Origin of the sequence: Nocardioides sp. Iso805N, from assembly GCF_000364605.1 — a bacterium.
Lineage (GTDB): Bacteria > Actinomycetota > Actinomycetes > Propionibacteriales > Nocardioidaceae > Nocardioides.
In genome coordinates this window covers 94,202-108,613 of sequence record NZ_KB822587.1, presented here as the reverse complement: position 1 = coordinate 108,613, position 14,412 = coordinate 94,202, and the positions used below count along the sequence as shown (strand labels likewise).

At 70.5% G+C, this 14,412-nt stretch carries 13 protein-coding genes; 4 read left to right on the top strand and 9 right to left on the bottom strand.

What is annotated here, in order from left to right; genetic code table 11:
- Together H036_RS0119690 and H036_RS0119685 are read right to left on the bottom strand one after the other, a co-directional pair.
- On the bottom strand, positions 1-473 hold a 473-nt coding region (locus tag H036_RS0119690), incomplete at its 3' end, for a radical SAM protein (protein WP_026146189.1).
- A 26-nt stretch (positions 474-499) separates the two neighbouring features.
- Positions 500-1,642 (bottom strand): acyl-CoA dehydrogenase family protein, encoded by a 1,143-nt coding sequence (locus tag H036_RS0119685; protein WP_017936531.1) that lies wholly within the window; start codon positions 1,640-1,642, stop codon positions 500-502.
- A 183-nt stretch (positions 1,643-1,825) separates the two neighbouring features.
- Between H036_RS0119685 and H036_RS0119680 the strand changes: the two genes are divergently transcribed.
- Positions 1,826-3,319 (top strand): class I adenylate-forming enzyme family protein, encoded by a 1,494-nt coding sequence (locus H036_RS0119680; RefSeq protein WP_017936530.1) that lies wholly within the window; start codon positions 1,826-1,828, stop codon positions 3,317-3,319.
- Between the two features lies 1 nt (position 3,320).
- Positions 3,321-4,820, top strand: a complete 1,500-nt coding sequence (locus H036_RS0119675) for an acyl-CoA synthetase (protein ID WP_017936529.1) — start codon at positions 3,321-3,323, stop codon at positions 4,818-4,820.
- A gap of 53 nt (positions 4,821-4,873) precedes the next feature.
- Here the strand turns inward: H036_RS0119675 and H036_RS0119670 are convergent, their stop codons facing one another.
- The 7 genes from H036_RS0119670 to H036_RS0119640 form a co-directional block, all read right to left on the bottom strand.
- Complete coding sequence (locus tag H036_RS0119670) at positions 4,874-5,626, bottom strand: SDR family NAD(P)-dependent oxidoreductase (protein ID WP_017936528.1); 753 nt, start codon at positions 5,624-5,626, stop codon at positions 4,874-4,876.
- Between the two features lie 18 nt (positions 5,627-5,644).
- On the bottom strand, positions 5,645-7,018 hold the full coding sequence (locus H036_RS0119665; protein ID WP_017936527.1) for an amidohydrolase family protein: 1,374 nt from the start codon (positions 7,016-7,018) through the stop codon (positions 5,645-5,647).
- Complete coding sequence (locus H036_RS0119660; protein WP_017936526.1) at positions 7,015-8,163, bottom strand: CoA transferase; 1,149 nt, start codon at positions 8,161-8,163, stop codon at positions 7,015-7,017. Before H036_RS0119660 ends, H036_RS0119665 begins: the two co-directional genes overlap by 4 nt.
- Complete coding sequence (locus H036_RS0119655; RefSeq protein WP_157417673.1) at positions 8,147-9,208, bottom strand: enoyl-CoA hydratase/isomerase family protein; 1,062 nt, start codon at positions 9,206-9,208, stop codon at positions 8,147-8,149. Before H036_RS0119655 ends, H036_RS0119660 begins: the two co-directional genes overlap by 17 nt.
- A gap of 72 nt (positions 9,209-9,280) precedes the next feature.
- Positions 9,281-10,525 carry an FAS1-like dehydratase domain-containing protein gene (locus H036_RS0119650; protein WP_017936524.1) on the bottom strand — a complete coding sequence of 415 codons (1,245 nt, stop codon included), beginning with the start codon at positions 10,523-10,525 and terminating at the stop codon, positions 9,281-9,283.
- A gap of 50 nt (positions 10,526-10,575) precedes the next feature.
- Entirely contained in the window at positions 10,576-11,433 is an 858-nt protein-coding gene (locus H036_RS23850; protein ID WP_198290032.1) for an acyl-CoA thioesterase, read from the bottom strand.
- Positions 11,430-12,206 (bottom strand): SDR family NAD(P)-dependent oxidoreductase, encoded by a 777-nt coding sequence (locus H036_RS0119640; RefSeq protein ID WP_017936522.1) that lies wholly within the window; start codon positions 12,204-12,206, stop codon positions 11,430-11,432. The genes H036_RS23850 and H036_RS0119640 overlap by 4 nt, the downstream gene beginning before the upstream one ends.
- Before the next feature lie 114 nt (positions 12,207-12,320).
- Between H036_RS0119640 and H036_RS23845 the strand changes: the two genes are divergently transcribed.
- Together H036_RS23845 and H036_RS0119630 are read left to right on the top strand one after the other, a co-directional pair.
- On the top strand, positions 12,321-13,181 hold the full coding sequence (locus tag H036_RS23845) for an alpha/beta fold hydrolase (protein ID WP_017936521.1): 861 nt from the start codon (positions 12,321-12,323) through the stop codon (positions 13,179-13,181).
- 40 nt (positions 13,182-13,221) lie between these two features.
- Entirely contained in the window at positions 13,222-14,385 is a 1,164-nt protein-coding gene (locus H036_RS0119630; protein ID WP_017936520.1) for a thiolase family protein, read from the top strand.
- Positions 14,386-14,412 lie beyond the last annotated feature (27 nt).

Here is a 14,412-nt window from a genome sequence, read left to right as displayed (position 1 = left end):
AACACCCGGATCGCCATCGCGCGCACGTAGGACAACGTCGAGTCATAGCCCCGAGACTCCAACCACGCCGCGGCCTCGGGCCAGCGGTCCTCGGGCCGATCCCCCAGGGTGAACAGCGCCTCCAGGCAGCCCAACTGCGCGCCCTGGGCCGCGATCGCGAGGATCTCATCAGGGGAGAGGAACGGCTCGCGGCCCTCGCGTGCCGCCTGCGCCGGGGTCTCCACGAACGTGCAGTAGTGGCACCGATCCCGGCACAACCTGGTGATCGGGATGAACACCTTGGGCGAGTAGGTCACCACCCCCGGGCGGCCGGCCGCGACCAGGCCGGCATCACGGACCTTCGCCGCGGCGGCACACAACCGGTCGAGATCCTCACCCCTAACAGCCAGCAACACCGTCGCTTCGGCTACGTCGAGGGCGGCGCCACGCTCGGCGCGCGCAAGCGCCCGGCGTACCTGCTGGGGAGTGGGCACGAGGTTCGACTCTTCGCGACCGAGGATCAGAAGCCGAGGTCGCGGCCGATGATGTCCTTCATGATCTCGGTCGTTCCGCCCAGGATCGTGGAGATGCGGACATCCTGGTAGGCGCGAGCGACCGGGTACTCGAGCATGTAGCCGTAGCCGCCGTGCAGCTGCAGGCACTGGTCGATGACCTTCTTGTTCAGCTCGGTGCACCACCACTTGGCCTTCGCGGCGTCGACAGCGGTGAGCGTCCCGTCGAGGACCCGGCCGATGCACGAGTCGACGTACACCCGGGCGATGTCGAGCTCCGTGGCCATCTCGGCGATCTTGAACCGGTTGTGCTGGAAGCTGCCGATGGACTGGCCGAAGGCGACGCGCTCCTTGGCGTAGGTCTTGGTCTGCTCGAAGATGTTCTCCGCGCCGGCGATCGCCGAGATCGCGATCGAGAGTCGCTCGGAGGGCAGGTTCTCCATCAGGTGGTAGAAGCCGCGACCCTCGGTGCCGAGGAGGTTGCTCGCCGGGACCCGGCAGTCGGAGAAGAAGAGCTCGGCCGTGTCCTGGGCGTGGTGGCCCATCTTCTTCAGCTTGCGGCCCCGCTCGAAGCCGGGGGTGCCGTCCTCGACCACGATGAGGCTGAAGCCCTTGTGGCCGGCCTCGGGGTCGGTGCGGCACACGACCACCACGGCATCGGACAGGATGCCGTTGGAGATGAACGTCTTCTGCCCGCTGATGACCCACTCGTCGCCCTCGCGGCGCGCGGAGGTGCGGATGCCGGCGAGGTCGGAGCCGGCGCCGGGCTCGCTCATCGCGATCGCCCACGTCATGTCACCTGCGGCGAGCTGGGTGAGCCACCGCTGGCGCTGCTCCTCGTTGGTCAGCCGCAGCAGGTAGGGGGCGATGATGTCGTTGAGCAGCGTCAGCGCGACACCGCTGCTGCGGCCGCGGGCGAGCTCCTCGGCCACGATCGCGTTGTAGCGGAAGTCGTCGATGCCCATGCCGCCGTACTCGGTCGGGACCGAGAAGCCGAGCACGCCCGCCTCTGCGGCGGCCTTGTAGACCGACTTGTCGACGATGCCCGCCTCTTCCCAGTCCTCCGCGTGCGGCGTGATCTCTCGAGCGATGAACTCCTTGACGAGGGCACGGAAGTCGTCGTGCTCGGAGGTGAACAGCGTGCGGGTCATCAGGGGCCTGCTTCCTACGGACGGGATAGACGCTCAAACGCTAGCACGTAGAGTGCAATGAATTAACTCTATGATGCAGAAAAACAACTAACTGATATGCCCATTAGGTAGAGACATGCGGTATGTTGTGTGACCGGCGCCACGGTAGATCATGCCGCGGCCGAGGCTGAGGAGTGGTCCGGGATGAATCTGACGATGCTGCTGGAGATGGCCGCTGACGGCTTTGCTGAGCGCACGGTCATCGGTGAGCGCGCGAGCGGCCTGAGCGCCGACGTGCTGCGCAAGGCAGCCCTGCGTGGCGCGGAGGAGATCCGCGCGACCGGCGCCGACGCGGTCGTCTACCTGGCGGTCAACGGCCCCGCCTTCCCGGTGGCGATGTTCGCCGCGGCATATGCAGGTGTTCCGCTGGTCCCGCTGAACTACCGCTTGGGCGTCGAGCAGCTGGACGGGTTGCTCGACCGCCACCCGCGGGCGCTCGCGATCGCGGAGCCCGGGGCCGAGGAGCTGCTCGCCAAGCACGACATGACCGCCCTGACGACGGCCGAGTGGCTGCACCGCACCGTCACCGAGGACGCGGTCGAGCCGGTCTTCGTGGACAGCGATGCCCCCGCGGTGATCATCTACACCTCCGGTACGACGTCGGCGCCCAAGGGCGTCCTACTCCGCCACGAGAACCTCACCAGCTACGTGCTGGGCTCGGTGGACTTCGCCTCGGCCGACTCCGACCAGGCGGCCCTGGTGAGCGTCCCGCCGTACCACATCGCCGCCGTTGCCAACGTGATCACGAATCTGTTCGCCGGGCGCCGGACCATCGTCCTGGAGCGCTTCGAGCCGGCGGAGTGGCTCACCATGGTCCGACGGGAAGGGGTCACCAACGCGCTGGTCGTTCCGACGATGCTGGCCCGGATCGTCGACTCGGGTGAGGACATGACCGTGCCGTCGCTGCGGAGCCTGGCCTACGGCGGCGCACCGATGCCCGTCACCGTGATCCAGCGGGCGCTCGCCGCCTGGCCCGGGGTCGACTTCGTCAACGCCTACGGGCTGACCGAGACGAGCTCGACCGTGTGCGTGCTGACCCCCGAGGACCACCGCACCGCGCTCACCGAGCCCGACCCGATCGCCCAGGCACGCCTCGGCTCGGTCGGGCGTGCCGTTCCCGGTGTCGAGATCCAGATCCGCGACGCTGAGGATCGCGAGGTCGGGCCCGGAACGCGGGGCCGGATCTGCGTGCGCGGTCCGCAGGTGTCCGCCGAGTACGCGGGCGTCGGTCGCCTGGTCGATGACGGTGGCTGGTTCGACACCCGCGACGAGGGCTACCTGGACGCCGAGGGCTACCTGTTCGTCGGCGGACGGCGCGACGACACCATCATCCGCGGTGCGGAGAACATCGCGCCGGCCGAGATCGAGGAGGTGCTCTTCCGGCACGTGGGAATCGCCGACGCGGCGGTGATCGGAGTTCCGGACGAGGAGTGGGGCAATCGCATCGTCGCGGTCGTCGTCGCTCGCGAGGGTCACCTCGTCGACCCCGAGGAGGTCCGAGCCTTCGTGCGCGGGACCCTGCGCAGCAGCAAGACGCCCGACGAGATCGTGCTCTGGACCGAGATGCCGCGGACCGAGACCGGCAAGCTCGTCCGCCGTGACGTCGTCGCTCGCTTCCAGGCATCACGAGTCGGCTGACGTGGATCTGACGCAGTGGGCGCGCGTCCAGCCCGACAAGCCGGCCTACATCGCCGCTGACGGAACCTCGCTGAGCTATGCCTCGCTCGAGGCCAGGTCGAACCAGGTGGCCCACCTGCTCCGGTCGCTGGGTCTGGGCGTCGGCGACCACATCGCGGTCCTCGCCGAGAACACGATCGAGCTGTTCCCGATCGTCTGGGGCGCCCAGCGGGCCGGGCTGCTCTACACCTTGGTCAACTGGCACCTGACGCCCGGCGAGGCCGCCTACATCGTGGAGAACTGCGGGGCCGGGGCACTGTTCGCGAGTGCCGCGTTGGGCCCGTTGGCCGCGACCCTGCCCGAGGTGGAGCACCGCTTCGTCTTCGCCGGCGCCCTCGACGGCTTCGAGTCGCTCGACGTCGCGCTCGCCGACCTCCCGACGGAGCCCATCGAGGACCAGGCCGAGGGCTACTACTTGCTCTACAGCTCGGGGACGACCGGGCGGCCCAAGGGCATCGTGCCCACGCTGAGCGGTGCTCCCTTCGGTGCCGGGCTCACCGTGGACCACCTGATGGCGCGACAGTTCGGCTTCGACGAGAGCACCGTGTTCCTGAGCACCGGACCGCTCTACCACGCCGCTCCGCTCGGGTGGAGCCTCGGAACCCTTCGCAGCGGTGGCACGGTCGTGGTGATGGACCGGTTCGACGCCGAGCGCACCCTCGGACTCATCGAGCGCTACCGGGTCACGCACGCCCAGTTCGTGCCGACGATGTTCGTCCGGATGCTGAAGCTCGACGAGGCCGTCCGGGCGGCCGCGGACCTGAGCAGCCTGCGGGTCGTCGTGCATGCGGCAGCCCCCTGCCCGGTCGAGGTCAAGCACGCGATGATCCAGTGGGTCGGCGAGATCGTCGTCGAGTTCTACTCGGGCAGCGAGGGCAACTGCTTCTTCATGATCGACTCGGAGCAGTGGTTGCGGCACCCCGGCTCGGTCGGCCGGGCCATCACCAGTGCCGTCCACATCCTCGACGACGACGGCAACGAGGTCCCGCCCGGGACCGTCGGCCAGGTCTGGTTCTCCGGCGGCAGCGACTTCGTCTACCACGACGACCAGGAGAAGACCGCCCAGGCGCACAACGACAGGGGCTGGTCGACGCTCGGGGACCTGGGCCGGGTCGATGCCGAGGGCTTCCTCTACCTCTCCGATCGCCGTACCGACCTGATCGTCTCCGGCGGGGTGAACATCTACCCCCGCGAGATCGAGGACGTGCTCATCCTGCATCCCGATGTCGTCGACGTCGCGGTGATCGGCGTCCCTGACCCGGAGTTCGGGCAGCGCGTGCACGCGGTGGTCGCCGCCTCGCCGCGTGCTCTGCCGGGTCCGGAGCTCGAGGCCCGGCTGCAGGGCTACCTGCGCGAGCACGTCGCCGGGTTCAAGGTCCCGCGGTCGATGTCGTTCGCCGAGGTGCCACGACTCCCGAGCGGCAAGATCCTGCGCCGCTCGCTCGTCGAGCAATACTCCTGACCCGTCGTTGACCCGTCGTGGCGGCCGCAGCAGCGGCCGCCACGACGGGTCCGTCAGTGGGTGGACCAGCCGCCGTCGACGGCGATGGTCTGACCGGTGACGAACGAAGAGGCGTCCGAGAGCAGGAAGATCAGCGCGCCGTCGAGCTCTCCCGGCGCGCCCGTCCGCCGCATCGGGGTGCCCTGCGAGATCCGCTTGTGCGCTCGCTCGTTCGTGAAGAGCTCCTCGGCCATCTCGCTGCGGAAGAAGCCCGGCGCGATGGCGTTCACGCGCACGCCGTGCTTCCCCCACTGACCGGCAAGATCTCGGGTCAGGTTGATGACCGCCGCCTTGGAGGCGGTGTAGCTCGCGTCGCCCACCGGATAGGTCGAACCGAGTCCGTAGATCGAGGCGATGTTCACGATCGATCCCCGGCCCGCGGCGAGCATGCCCGGCGCCACCAGGCGGGCCAGGTGGAAGACCGAGGTCACATTGACGTCGAGCACCCGCCGGAAGTCGTCGAGGTCCTCCTCGATCGCGGGGATGGGTGCGCCGACCCCGGCGTTGTTGACCAGGCCGTCGATCCGGCCGTACGTGTCGAGGACGTCGGCGACGAGGCGGGCGCAGCCCTCGTCGTCGGTGACGTCGAGGGTGCGGGCGTCGAGGCCGGGGCATGCCTGGGCCAGCGCGTCGAGCCGGTCACGTCGTCGAGCGACGGCGATCACCTTGGCGCCGTAGGCATGCAGTGCCCGGGCGAACTGGTCCCCGAGTCCGCTGCTGGCGCCGGTGACGATGACGACGCGGTCGGTGAGGTCGAAGAGATGCATGTGCTGTCCTTGCTGGTGCTAGGGGGTGATGCGATGTCCGGCGACCCAGGTGGATCGGACCAGGTCGGCGCGGGGAGAGAGGAGGGCCTCCGTCAGGGGGCGGGTCAACAGGACGAGGTCGGCGGGCGCACCCGGTGCGACCTGTCGCGGACGTCCGCCGGGGTCGAGCGGCGGGCTCAGGTAGCCCGCGAGGGCCTCGGCCGGGGCGACGCTCTCCGCCGGGGAGAGGGGACGGTCCGAGGCGGTCAGGATGGCCTGCCAGGGATCGAGGGCGCCGTACGGCGCGTCGCTGGACGGCGTGACCCGCACGCCCGCCGACAGGAGCCGCGCGTGCGGGTAGAGGTCGGGTAGGTCGCCCGGGTCGACCTCGCGGCGGTAGTCGTGGCCGCGCGTCCGGAGGAAGTCGGGTTGGGTCACCACCGCGACCCCGAGGGCCGCCATCCAGGCCGCGACGTCGGGCGCGGCGATCGAGGCATGCTCGATCCGGTCGCCCGGCAGCACGCCGACCTCCTCGAGGACGGCGAGGGTGAGCACCAGCGAGTGGCGCGTCACGCAGTGCACCGCGACCGCGCGACCTTCGCCGTGGCTCGCGCGCACCGTCGCGGCCAGATCGTCGTACGTCGGAAGGTCGTGGTCGTGCAGCAGGAGCTTGCGCGGACCGACCCGCAGCCCGCTCGGGAGTGCTGCGTCGGTCTGCGCGCCCAGCAGGAGGATGCTCTGCGGCAGGGCGCCGGAGGCATGGGCATCGCCGAGCAGCTGGATCGCGCCAGGCTCGAGTGCCGGCGTCGCGTCGGTGACACCGGTGATGCCGAGCCCGGCGAGCAGGCGGCCCACCGGGGCGAGATCGGGCGGCACGTCGGGGAGCCCCGGTCGCAACCGCGCATCGTAGCGCCAGAGCCGCCCGGTCGGACGACCGGAATCGTCGCGTTCGACGTCGGGGGAGTGGTCGAGCTGCGCCGCCACGCGATCCAGCGCCGCGGAGTTCAGCATCCACAGGGCGCCGCTGCGGTGTTGCACCCGGAGGGGAACATCGCCGGCGATGCGGTCGAGCCGGGCGCGGTCGAGCTCGCCGGCGATCGACTCGTGGTAGCCGGTGGCGCGGACCCAGCCCCCGACCCGCGGGCCGGCGCCGAGTGCCTCGCCGAGCGCGGCTTCGTCCGCGACCCCGGACAGATCGACCGAGGTGAGCTGAGCGGCGAGCGCGAGCAGGTGGACGTGGTGATCGTGCAGGCCCGGCATGAGTGCCCCGCCGTTGCCCTCGACGATCTCGACGGAGTCGGATGCGCCATCGGCTCCGAGATGTGGGGCGAGCCGGTCGACGAGCCCGTCGCGGACCCGTACGTCGAGGACCCTGCCGTCGACCTCGACCTCCCGGAACAGGATGGCGCTCATCGCGTCCGCCGTCGTCGTGGCGGGAGCACCGGCGCGCAGCCCTCGGCGTACTCGACCCACCAGGCATCGCCCCGCCGTACGACGGCATGCTCGGGCCGGTCGGCGGCGGTCTCGGCCGCCACGTGCAGCATGGAGACGTCGATGAGACGGGCCTGCTCCGAGCGCAGCGCGTCGCGGCCGGCGAGGGCCGCCGCGACGCCCGTGAGGGGATCCGCCAGTGCGTCGGCGACGGGGATCAGGCCGAGGTCCGCGTCATCGACGACGAGTCCCGCGGAGGCCGCCACGTCATCGCCGAAGCCGACCGCGTCGCTCGCCCGGCCCTGGGCCGTGATCGAGAGCCAGGACGTCCCGGCCGCGACTGCGTCCTCCGCGACCAGGCCGAGCTGCCGCAGGGCTCGTGGCCGAGAAGCTTCGAGCACCAGGTCGGCACTGGCGATCAGCCGCCGCAGCTCGTCCAGCTCGGTGGAGAAGTCGAGTCGACGCTGCTCGTGCCGACCGTGCAACAGGTCGAAGAACGCCGCGGACCCGAGCCGCGCGCCGTCCGGACGGCCGACGCTCTCGACCTTGATCACCCGGGCGCCGCCGAGGCCGAGCAGGTGTGCGCACAGCGGGCCCGCCCACAAGCTCGTCAGGTCGACCACCAGGGGACGCTCGGTGACGCGGCGGGAGCCGAGGGGCGTCGTCTGCACGCCGGGGCGTTCGGCTGCGGAGGGATCGGGCACGGCTCCGCCCGGCAGGCCGAGCAGCCGGATCCGCTCGCTCGCGGCCAGCGTGGTCGATCGCCGCGCCCACCCCGCAACCGCATCCCACGGATCGATGACCTCGTCCTCGACCAGCGCGGGCAGGAGCTCGAGATCACTGGGCCGGGAGAGCGAGAGCCCGATGTGTCCGTCGCCGGTCGCCAGGATCCGGAACGCGCCGCCGCACGACCAGGGGCCACGCCGGGTGAGTCCGGCGTAGGCGGCCCGCTCGCCGAGGAGGCCCGGGATGTGCAGCCCGAGGTCGTCGAGCTGGGCCCTGACCGTGCTCGCGCCGTTCCCGGCGGGGAGCACGGGTGGGCCGTCGGCCGCGCCGGTCAGGGCGAAGGCGCCCGATGCGGCCCAGTCGGCGACGACGTCGAAGCCGGCCTCATCGGGTGAGCGCATCGACCAGGCCCCAATCCAGTGCCGTTCCCGCATCGATCCGATCCCCGGTGAGGGCCATGTACGCCGTCCGATGGGCTCCGATCCTCTTGGTGAGGGACACCGTCCCGCCAGCTCCGGGGATCAGGCCCATCGACAGCTCCGGGAGCATGAACCAGGCGTCCTCGCGGGCCGTGACCTGGTCGGCGAAGGAAGGCACCTCGACCCCGGCGCCGACGCACGCGCCGTGCAACAGCGGTCGGACGAGGCCTCTGAGCCGATGGACGGCCAGGCCCGCACTCCGGCCCAACCGGGTGATGTGGGCCGCAGCAGGGTCGGTCGCCGTGCCGAACTCGTCGAGGTCCCCACCGGAGGAGAAGCACGGCCCGGCGCCTTCGAGGATGACCGAGGTGACCGTGGGATCGAGCTTCGGGATCTCGAGTGCGTCGATCAGCCCGTCGCGCACGGCTCGGCCGAACGCGTTGCGCCGCTCGGGCCGGTTGAGCCGGATCGTGAGGATGTCGCCCTGGCGGTCCAGCAGCACAGGGTCGGGGACGTCCGGGACGTCGCGGGGCGACCGGCTGGCCCGCCACGCCGAGAACTCGGGCCCGGCGAGCAACGTCGAGTAGGCGAGCGACTCCAGGAGGAGGCCGTCCGGAACGCTGCAGCGCGCGGTCGAGGGGAGGAGGTTCGCGAGCGTGAGGGCGGCGTACGGCGACGTCGCCACGGTCCGGGTGATCCGCTCGAGGGCTCCTTCGTCGGCGGCGACCCACGCGCGGCCCGGCCCGCTCGGCGCCACGGTGCAGGTGAGCGACTCGGTCAGCGGCAGGCTCTCGCCCGGGAGCGGGTCGGTGCCGATGCCGACGACCACCACCTGGCGGTCGTGCGACCTGGCCACGGCCTGGCCCAGATCGCTCGGCGTGGCGGCGGAGATGGTGCTGAGGTCCACGAGTGCCAGCGGTGCCTGGTCGGGCAGGCCGGTCAGCACGGCGGCACCATCGGCGAGGTCGCACACACTGAGCAACGTCGCCTCCACAGATGATCGGTCGAAGACAGGGTAGGGGAGCATCGGGTCGGACCGCTGATGGCAGCCCCCGGCCGACGGTTCCGAGTCCGCCGGCCGGTCCGAGTGGCTACGCCGTCACTGCGCCAGGCGGTCGATGTCGTGCTGGAGCATCGCCTCGAGCGTGTCGGCCGGCGGCTTGGGCAGGCTCACGACCTGGTCGCGGGTGGGGAGGAGGACGACCGCGGTGCCCGGGGTCGTCACCTCACCACGCTGGTTCTCCACCCGGACCTCGAGATGGACCTCATGACCGGCCTCGGTCTGCTGCTTGTCGACCACCGTGCCGCGGATCCACGAGGTGTCGCCGATGTAGTTGAACTTGCGGTGCTGGCAGGAGAGCTTCCACAGCCACGCGTCGTCCCCCATCCAGTCGGTGATGAGGTGGGTCAGCCAGGTCTCGCGCATGGCGCCGTAGTCGTAGCTCATCGGGATGCCGAGCTCGCGGGCGCGCTCCGGCTCCCAGTGCAGCCGCTGGACGGTGTCGGGGATGTTGCGGGTGTTGGCGGGGTAGAGGCCCGGAACCTTGCGGCGGATGCCGCGGGAGATGCCGAAGCTGCCCGGCGGGGTGAGCTGCATCCCCCAGCCGACGTGCCACACGACGACGTCGGTGACGGTCAGCGGACCCTTGACGCGCTGCTGCAGCTCGTCGCCGACCTGGACGTCCTCCCAGTAGCGCGGCTCGGCGCCGCGGCGCGTCTCGGCGTCGTAGGCGGCGTCGATCTCCGCGAGCTGCTCGCTGGTGTAGGGCGTGCTGACGTCGACGGGTGCCTTGTCCTTGGCACGCTCCCGGCTGGTGTGGCGCTCGGCGTTGATCCAGGTGCCGCGCTGCAGCGCGACGATCTCGCCGGCGCCGTTGGCGAACAGGAAGTCATGGGTGACGTGAGCGGTGCGACCACCGAAGGAGGAGGTCTTGTCCGCCACGCCGACCTGGGCCTTGAGCTGCTTGCACCGGTCGCCGACCTGGAGCGGACGGAACCACTCGAACTCCATCACGGCCTGGTAGGACCCGAGGCCCGCGAACGGGTCGCCCTTGAGGACCTGCTTCTCCTCGCTGGTCAGCGGTCGAGCCGTGTTCTCGCCCATCGTGTAGATGAAGTTCGGCGGGGCGATCAGGCTGCCCCAACGGCTGTTCTTGCCGTGCTCGGCGTCGTGCCACAGCGGGTTGTCATCGCCGTACCCGAAGGCGAAGTGGCGAGTGCCGTCGGCGGTGACCTCGAGGTTGTGCGGCGTCGAGACGCGATCGGGAATGCCGATCCGCTCGCGCGAGCGCTCGAAAGCCTCATCGGTCAGTACGCCGAAGGTGGGACGGGAGTCCTCGGACACGGTGTTCTCCTTGCGCAATCGGTGCCTTGATCAGGCGCGGGTAGCGTGAATCAGATGACGGGGGTCGGCACGCGCTCGGCGCCTCGCGGGAGTCCGCGCCGCCGGAACAGGGCCTCCTGGGCCAGCGACGCGACGAGCCTGCCCTCCGCATCCCAGAGCGAGCCCGAGTAGAAGCCGCGCCCGTTGGCGACGGTGTGCGGGGCGCAGTCCATGAGGGTCCAGGCCGTGGCATCGGTCGGACGGTGGAACCACAGCGCGTGGTCGAGGCTGGAGGACGAGTGGTACTCGTCGCCGTGGAAGCGCACAAGGCCGGTCGAGATGTCCGAGAGGTATGTCAGGGCGACCGCGTGCCAGAGCGGATCCTCGGGGAGGTCTGCGGTGCAGCGCGCCCAGAAGCGGCTCGGGAAGTCCAGATCGGGGTAGGGCTGCTCCGCCTCACGACCCTCGTAGGAGAAGAGCCGCGGGACCTCGTAGGGACTGCTGTCCTGGGGGCTCGTCACGGCCGGTGCCTGGGGGTCGGTCTCGTCGGCCTCGGAGGGGGTGGACCTGTGGAACGACGCCGCCATGTTGAAGATGACGTCGCCGTTCTGGAGGGCGATGACACGTCGGGCCGAGAAGGAGCCCCCGTCGCGGTCGCGGAAGACCTGGAACACCACGGGCTTGGAGGCATCGCCGGGTCGCAGGAAGTAGCCGTGCAGCGAGTGCGGCAGGCGGTCCGGTGCCACGCTGAGCCCGGCCGCCTGGAGGGCCTGCGCGGCGACCTGGCCGCCGTACAGTGCCCAGTGGTCCTCGAAGACGTACGGCGCCCGGTAGATGTCGCGATCGATCTGCTCGAGGCTGAGCAGGTCGATGATCGAGCCGCGGAAGATCGACTCGGGCTCCACGAGGCTCGCGGACAATCGGATCACGCGCCCTTGGGCGTGAAGCGCAGGGCGCCGTCGATGCGGATCGTCTCGCCGTTGAGGTAGACGTTCTGCGCGATCTGCTCGGCGAGGAGGGCGTACTCGTCGGCGCGTCCCATCCGCTTGGGGAACTGGACCGCCTTGCCCCAGTACGCGTCGAGCTGCTCCGGGTCGACGTCGCCGTATGCGGGGGTCAGGAACGTGCCCGGCGCGATCGTGATCACGCGGATGCCGACCGGCGCCAGGTCGCGGGCCAGCGGAAGCGTCATGCCGACGATCCCGCCCTTGGCGGCAGCATAGGCGGCCTGGCCGATGGTCCCGTCGAACGCGGCGATCGACGCCGTGTTGATGATGACCCCGCGCTCGCCGTCACGCAGCGGCTCGGTCTTGGCCATGGCGGCCGCGGCCAGCCGCGCGATGTTGTAGGTGGCGCCGAGGAAGATGTTGATCACCTTCATGAAGTCGCCCTGGGCGACCGGCTCGTTCTCGCGGTTCAGCGTCCGGCCACCGCCGGGGCCGCCGTGCGCGACGACGGCGATGCGCAGCGGACCGAGGCCCTCGGCCACCGTGATGGCGGCTTGGACGCTGTCCTCGTCGAGGACGTCGGTGCGCACGAAGACCGAGCCCTCGCCGAGCTCCTCGACGATCGCGGAGCCCTTGGCCTCGTCGAGATCGCAGATGACCACGCGGGCGCCCGCCTGGTGGAGGCGTCGAGCCGTCGCTGCGCCGAAGCCTCCGCCGCCGCCGGCGATGAGCGCGACTGCACCGTTGATGTCCATGGGTGATCCCTTCTCGTCCGGTGTTCGAGGTCACGGTAGCAGAAAGCGCACAATGAATGAACTGATTCGTCGGCGAGGGCGACAAGATAGAGATGAATCAGTAATCTGTTTTGCATGGTGCACGCAGAAGCTCGCGAGGCTCGACTCCGCAGGTCGGTCGAGGTGGACGGCGCGACGATCCGCTACGACGTGCGCGGGAGTGGCCCACAGACCCTCGTGCTGGTCCACGGTTACCAGGCCCATCACCTGTGGTGGCATGCGATCAGTGACCGTCTGGCGTCGCGATACCGCCTCATTCTGCTGGATCTGAGCGGACATGGGGACAGTGATCACCGCGACGGCTACGACGCACCTGTCTGGCCGCGTGACGTCATCGGTGTCCTCGATGACGTGGGCGGCGAGCCTCCCGTCATCGTCGGGCACAGCATGGGTGGACGTGTCTCGCTGGTCGCGGCTGCTCGGCGCCGCGATCTGGTTCGGGGCGTGGTTCTCCTCGACAGTGCGGTCCGGTTCGCGGGGGACGACGCCCGCTTCGACTGGCGGCCGGACCGGGCCCCGCGCGGTTTCGCCACCCGTGCCGACGCGGTGGCGGCGTTCCGGCTCAAGCCGGAACAGGAGCTGGAGCCGGCCCTGCTGGGGCCGGTCGTCGACTACTCGGTGCGAGAGCACGGCGGCGGATGGACGTGGAAGCACGACCAGCGCGGTCTCCCCGGCCTGGCTCAGCACGCCTTCGTCGATGCGCTCCGCGCCGTCGAGGTGCCGGTGCGCTACGTGCGCGCCACCGCGAGCCCGATCGCGCAGGGCGTCGAGGAGCTCCTCGACGAGGTTCACGTCCCGGGAGGAGCCGAAGTGCACCTCGCACCCGGTCTCCACCACCACCTGGTCCTCGAGGACCCCGACTTCTGCGCCGGCCTGATCGACCGACTGGCGACGGAGATGTTCGCTGACGCTGGCTCAGCGCACGTCGCTTCCTGACCATCCGGCGTCGTCCGGAGAAGAGATAGAGGAGAACACCATGCCTGACGCACTCATTGTCAGCGCCGTTCGTACGCCGATCGCGACCGCATTCAAGGGCACGCTGCGCGATACGCCGGCCGAGGAGCTCGCGACCGTCGTGGTCAAGGCGGCGCTCGAGCGTTCGGGCGTACGGCCCGAGGACGTCGACGACGTGATCATGGGCGAGGTGCTCGCCGGAGGCGGGGACATCGCCCGCTACGCCGCGGTCGCCGCCGGGCTCGTGCAGGTGCCCGGGCAGGCCGTCAACCGGCACTGCGCCAGCAGCCTGACCGCGGTGGGCAATGCCGCAGGGTCGATCATCGCCGGCATGGACCGCGCCGTGATCGCCGGCGGCACGCAGTCCTCGTCGACGGCCCCGAAGCTGCACTGGCGGGTCCCGGGCTCGGATGAGCCGAGCATCGGCATGAAGCCGACGTTCCCCTACTACGAGGGTGCCAGCGACGACGTGACGGTCTCGGTCGGCTGGAACACCGCTCAGGAGGTCGGCATCTCCCGCGAGGAGATGGATGCGTGGGCGCTGCGCTCGCACCAGCGCGCGATCGCGGCCATCGACGCCGGCATCTTCGACGACGAGATCGTCCCGGTGAGGGCGAGCATCGGGGGAGAGACCTTCGACTTCACCGTCGACGAGCACCCGCGGCGCGGTTCCACGGCGGAGAAGCTCGCATCCCTGGGGCCGCTTCATCCCGAGATCGACGGCTTCAGCATCACCGCCGGAAACTCGAGCGGGATCAACGATGCCGCCGCCGCGTTGATGCTCGCCTCCGGCGACCTGGTCGAGGAGCGCGGTTTGACGGCGTTGGGCCGGATCCGGGCCTGGGCCTCCCTCGGCGTCGCTCCGCACCGCACCGGCATGGGAGGCGTCGAGGTCATCGCGCGCGCCCTCCAGCGTGCCGGGATCAAGGCGGAGGATGTCGATCTGTGGGAGATCAACGAGGCCTTCGCGCCGGTGCCGGTGGCGGCCTGCAGGATGCTCGACCTCGACGAGGACCGCGTCAACATCCACGGCAGCGGTTGCAGTCTGGGTCACCCGGTCGCGGCGACCGGTGCTCGCATGCTCACCACGCTCGTCCACGAGCTGCGGCGGCGCGGGGGAGGCGTCGGCGTGGCCAGCATGTGCGCAGCGGCCGGCCAGGGTGGCGCCGTCGTCATCGAGGTCTGAGACCACAGGCCGATAGGGGCTGCTCCC

Coding starts and splice junctions, on each gene's coding strand:
- H036_RS0119685 (WP_017936531.1), bottom strand. CDS start 1,642: ATGACCCGCACGCTGTTCACCTCCGAGCACGACGACTTCCGTGCCCTC.
- H036_RS0119680 (WP_017936530.1), top strand. CDS start 1,826: ATGAATCTGACGATGCTGCTGGAGATGGCCGCTGACGGCTTTGCTGAG.
- H036_RS0119670 (WP_017936528.1), bottom strand. CDS start 5,626: ATGCATCTCTTCGACCTCACCGACCGCGTCGTCATCGTCACCGGCGCC.
- H036_RS0119665 (WP_017936527.1), bottom strand. CDS start 7,018: ATGAGCGCCATCCTGTTCCGGGAGGTCGAGGTCGACGGCAGGGTCCTC.
- H036_RS0119660 (WP_017936526.1), bottom strand. CDS start 8,163: ATGCGCTCACCCGATGAGGCCGGCTTCGACGTCGTCGCCGACTGGGCC.
- H036_RS0119655 (WP_157417673.1), bottom strand. CDS start 9,208: ATGCTCCCCTACCCTGTCTTCGACCGATCATCTGTGGAGGCGACGTTG.
- H036_RS0119640 (WP_017936522.1), bottom strand. CDS start 12,206: ATGGACATCAACGGTGCAGTCGCGCTCATCGCCGGCGGCGGCGGAGGC.
- H036_RS23845 (WP_017936521.1), top strand. CDS start 12,321: ATGGTGCACGCAGAAGCTCGCGAGGCTCGACTCCGCAGGTCGGTCGAG.
- H036_RS0119630 (WP_017936520.1), top strand. CDS start 13,222: ATGCCTGACGCACTCATTGTCAGCGCCGTTCGTACGCCGATCGCGACC.